Source organism: Hydrotalea sp. (genome assembly GCA_030054115.1).
GTDB lineage: Bacteria > Pseudomonadota > Alphaproteobacteria > JASGCL01 > JASGCL01 > JASGCL01.
Genome location: JASGCL010000067.1, coordinates 1 through 4,164, shown reverse-complemented (window position 1 = coordinate 4,164; position 4,164 = coordinate 1). Strand labels below are relative to the sequence as shown.

Below are 4,164 nucleotides of genomic sequence, written 5' to 3'. Positions count from 1 at the left end.
CGCTGGCGCGGTGTTCGTATTTTTATCCCTCCCTTGCTGAAGCAATGGAGGCTTTAGGGCATTTTCTTTGAAAAACGGGATTTTAAAAAAAAACGCAGAAAGGATAAAAACACCATGCACCTTATCACCGATATTGCCCAATTAACGCCGCGCCTGCAGGCTTTGGAATCAATGCTTCGTGCCTTTGCCAGGCAAAACAATATCGATTACGCCATCACCGAAACATACCGCACCATGGCCACCATCGCCGATTATTACGCCGTCGGCCGGCGCGGGGTGGCCGGCGAAAAAATTATCACCCATGTTTCGCCCGACAATGCCGCCATGAAATCGCCCCATTACAACCGCTGTGCGTTTGACATTGTGTTGATTGGCGCGGGCGGCAAGCGTACCTATGAACCGCTTGCCACATTTGGCACATTGGGTGAGTATTGGGAAAGCCTTGACCCGCTGTGCACATGGGGCGGCAATTGGCAAACATTAAAAGACAATCCGCATTTTGAACACCGCGCTTACCAGCAATCGCGCCCGCGCCGTGGCGAAGTGTCTTAGGCCGCCAATAAAAAAAGCTTTTTCCTTGCTACGTAGGCGCAATCAACAATGCAAACCACATTGTTACAAAACAACATGAAGGGACTAAAGGGGGCAAAAGGGACAATGGTTAACAAATTATCTTTATTGGGTGGGGCAACATGCGCCAGCAAACGGCGTGGGTATTTGTCTATTGCAACATTAGTAATGTTATTGCCGCAGGTGGCGTTGGCGGCCGAAAAAACCACCTGGTGGAAATTAGAAAAAAAAACCGGCGAAACCGTATCAACCAGCACGACGGGTAAAAAAACCATCGCCGTGCCACGCGCACCGGTTGTCAATGGTAAATCGGATGGCTATTCGGTTATCAAGCTACAACCATTTTATAGTTTTTATTTTTACCGCCTGTCGTTTAAAAATGGCGACAGCCACGCCGAAGATTTTGGCAACACCGGCGGGCTTCAATTCCAATGGCTTTATCGTTTTCCAAAAAGCAATTTTTTTATCACGCCGTTTGACGTGGCATTATCTGGCGGCGCGTTGGAGGACAAGGGCTCGCACACGAATTTTCACCCGACAAGCGCCAGACCGACCAAATATGCATCGCAAGAACCGGCTTATAATTATGACGGCACGGCTTATTTCTTCCTCCAGGCGCGGACGTTGTTCGGTTATGGCATTGACCTTAGGGGTAATCGCGACAAAATAAATTTGTTGCTTGGGGTTGGTTATCAATTAAACCACAACCCGAAACCAACACCGGTTACCACGTCGTTTATATCACATTTGCTTTACCTGCCGCTGGCGGTTGAATATGCTTATCAAAGCGATGGTTTCGGTCTTAACCTGCATGTTGAGTATGATTTTTTGCTCGCCGCACGCCGCATTAGTGATTTCTTTTACTTAAATGATGTCGATGGAATCTATGACCTTGATAGTTTGGTTATAAAATTTAACGAAGGCCATGGCTGGCGATTATCGACCGAAATTTCCTATAACAATTTCATCATCACGCCATTCATCAATGGATTTTGGCTTAGCGCGCCCGGTTATAGTTTTAGCCAAAGCGCGGAAAAATCACCCTTCATTGCCCACGACATCAATAGCCTTACGCTCGAGATTGGTATCAAGGGCGGTTATCAATTTTAACCCTACTCTTTGTTAACTGCTTTTAGGTGGGCAAGGTTGATGATAAAAAAAATAACATTATTGCCATTGCTGGGGGTTGCATTTTTGTCGGTTGGTTGTTTGTCGTTAAAGCAAAGGGCTTACCAAGCATGCAAGGAAACCGGTGCCAAGCAAATAAGCATCAGCGACGGCGGCAACCATATATTTCACCGCGCCGTGCTTTCCAGCAGTCGCGCCATCGTTTATGATTGCGCGACCACGCTGGGCGATGCCGAGCTTCGCCAAGCAATGGAATAGCAAAAGGGTGGTGCCGGCTTTATGCCACCAGCTCGACAATTTTTGGGTCGGCCGGCGTGGTAAGGAGCGGCAGGGTCAAATCGCCGCTTTCCAATTTTTTAATTTCATCGCGCAGGTGCGTTGCCTGTTCGAATTCTAAATCGCCGGCCAGTTTCAACATTTTCTTTTCAACGCGGTCGAGGTAATCGCGCACCGTCCAATGTTTTATTTTTTCCTGTAGTTTTTCTGAAAAATTGGTTTCGACATTGACGGTGAAATAATCTTTTTCCGCCGCGCCAACGCCAAATTCTTGGTCGAAGCTGTTTATCGACGACCGCTTGGTGCTTTGCGGTGTAATGTTATGAATCTTATTATATTCTTTTTGTTTTTCGCGGCGGCGGTCGGTCTCGCTCAGGGCATATTGCATGCTACCGGTGATAACATCGGCGTATAAAATAACCCGGCCATCGACGTTACGCGCCGCGCGGCCAATGGTTTGGATAAGCGACGTGCGCGAGCGCAGGAAGCCTTCCTTATCGGCGTCTAAAATCGCCACCAAGCCGCATTCGGGAATATCCAACCCCTCGCGCAACAAATTAATACCAATCAACACGTCGAACAACCCAGCACGCAGGTCGCGAATAATTTCGATGCGGTCAAGGGTTTCAACGTCGCTATGCAGGTAACGCACCTTTATCCCCTGTTCTTCCAAATAACTGGTCAGGTCCTCGGCCGAACGTTTGGTCAGGGTGGTCACCAAAATGCGGTAACCGGCGGCCGCGACGGCGCGGCATTCGGTCAATAAATCATCGACCTGGTTAGCGGTTGGGCGAATAATACATGGCGGGTCGATAAGGCCGGTTGGGCGCACCACCTGTTCGATAAATTTGTTATCGACCCGCGCCAATTCCCACGGGCCGGGGGTTGCCGACACAAAAATAGTTTGCGGGCGGAATAGATCCCATTCTTCAAATTTTAATGGCCGATTGTCGATGCAGGATGGCAAGCGAAAGCCGTAGGTCGAAAGGTTATTTTTGCGGCTGAAATCGCCCTTTTGCATTGCGCCGATTTGCGACACGGTGACGTGCGATTCATCGACGAACAATATGGCCTCGGGCGGGATATATTCAAACAGGGTCGGCGGCGGTTCGCCCGGCAAGCGGCCGGTTAAATGCCGCGAATAATTTTCGATGCCATTGCACATGCCGGTGGTCAATAACATTTCCAAATCGAAATTGGTGCGTTCGCGCAGACGTTGCTCCTCGACCAATTTTTGGTTTTGCATCAATTCGTCCAACCGGTCGTTTAATTCGATTTGAATGGTTTTGATGGCGCGTTGCAGGGTTGGCTTGGCCGTGACATAGTGGCTGTTGGGGTAGATTTCGATGTCTTTCAAACTATCCAACAATTCACCGGTTAGGGGGTCGAATTCTTTAATCGATTCTAAGTGATTGCCAAAAAACGATAGACGCCAGGCACCATCGTCAAGGTGCGCCGGAAAAATTTCCAACACATCGCCGCGTTTGCGAAAGGTGCCACGGGTGAATTCGATATCATTGCGGTCATATTGCAAATCGATTAAGCCGCGCACCACCGATTCAAAATTAACGTCGGTGCCGGCGGTGAGGCGCATAATCATGCGGCTGTAGGTTTCGACCTCGCCAATGCCATAAATACAACTGACCGAGGCGACGATGATGACATCCTTTCGTTCCAACAGCGCACGCGTCGCGGCGTGGCGCAGGCGGTCGATACGTTCGTTGATTTGCGAATCCTTTTCGATGTAGGTATCGCTTTTCGCGACATAGGCCTCGGGCTGGTAATAATCGTAATAGCTGACAAAATAATGCACCGCGTTGTTGGGAAAAAATGACAACATTTCGGAATAAAGTTGCGCCGCCAGGGTTTTGTTGTGGGCGAGGATAATCGCCGGCCGTTGTGTTTCCTCAATCACCTTTGCCATGGTGAAGGTTTTGCCCGAACCGGTAACGCCAAGCAACACTTGGTCGCGTTTTTTTTCGTTCAAGCCCTTGACCAGCGATTTTATCGCCTGGGGTTGGTCGCCGGCCGGTTCAAATTCGCTGGTGATTTTAAATGGCGCGACCGATTTGCGGGCGGCAAAAATTTCCAACCGATTGGCCAACCGCTCCTCAAAAGTTAATTTGTCGGGATTGATGATGGGGCTTTGCGCGCCGCCGCCGTTTACGTCGATATTATTATTTGCCATGG

Annotated in this window: 4 protein-coding genes; 3 read left to right on the top strand and 1 reads right to left on the bottom strand. The window is 49.3% G+C overall.

What is annotated here, in order from left to right; translation table 11 throughout:
* Positions 1-114 precede the first annotated feature (114 nt).
* From QM529_07525 to QM529_07515, 3 genes are all read left to right on the top strand, one after another.
* Entirely contained in the window at positions 115-552 is a 438-nt protein-coding gene (locus QM529_07525) for a M15 family metallopeptidase (GenBank protein MDI9314505.1), read from the top strand.
* 105 nt (positions 553-657) lie between these two features.
* Positions 658-1,680, top strand: coding sequence for a hypothetical protein (locus QM529_07520; GenBank protein ID MDI9314504.1), 1,023 nt, complete (start codon positions 658-660; stop codon positions 1,678-1,680).
* A 39-nt stretch (positions 1,681-1,719) separates the two neighbouring features.
* Positions 1,720-1,956 (top strand): hypothetical protein, encoded by a 237-nt coding sequence (locus QM529_07515; GenBank protein MDI9314503.1) that lies wholly within the window; start codon positions 1,720-1,722, stop codon positions 1,954-1,956.
* A 19-nt stretch (positions 1,957-1,975) separates the two neighbouring features.
* Here the strand turns inward: QM529_07515 and uvrB are convergent, their stop codons facing one another.
* Positions 1,976-4,162 carry an excinuclease ABC subunit UvrB gene (uvrB, locus tag QM529_07510; protein ID MDI9314502.1) on the bottom strand — a complete coding sequence of 729 codons (2,187 nt, stop codon included), beginning with the start codon at positions 4,160-4,162 and terminating at the stop codon, positions 1,976-1,978.
* Positions 4,163-4,164 lie beyond the last annotated feature (2 nt).

What these genes read in the sequence shown, in the direction of transcription:
- QM529_07525 (MDI9314505.1), top strand. Translation starts at nt 115, where the DNA reads ATGCACCTTATCACCGATATTGCCCAATTAACGCCGCGCCTGCAGGCT.
- QM529_07520 (MDI9314504.1), top strand. Translation starts at nt 658, where the DNA reads ATGGTTAACAAATTATCTTTATTGGGTGGGGCAACATGCGCCAGCAAA.
- QM529_07515 (MDI9314503.1), top strand. Translation starts at nt 1,720, where the DNA reads ATGATAAAAAAAATAACATTATTGCCATTGCTGGGGGTTGCATTTTTG.
- uvrB (MDI9314502.1), bottom strand. Translation starts at nt 4,162, where the DNA reads ATGGCAAATAATAATATCGACGTAAACGGCGGCGGCGCGCAAAGCCCC.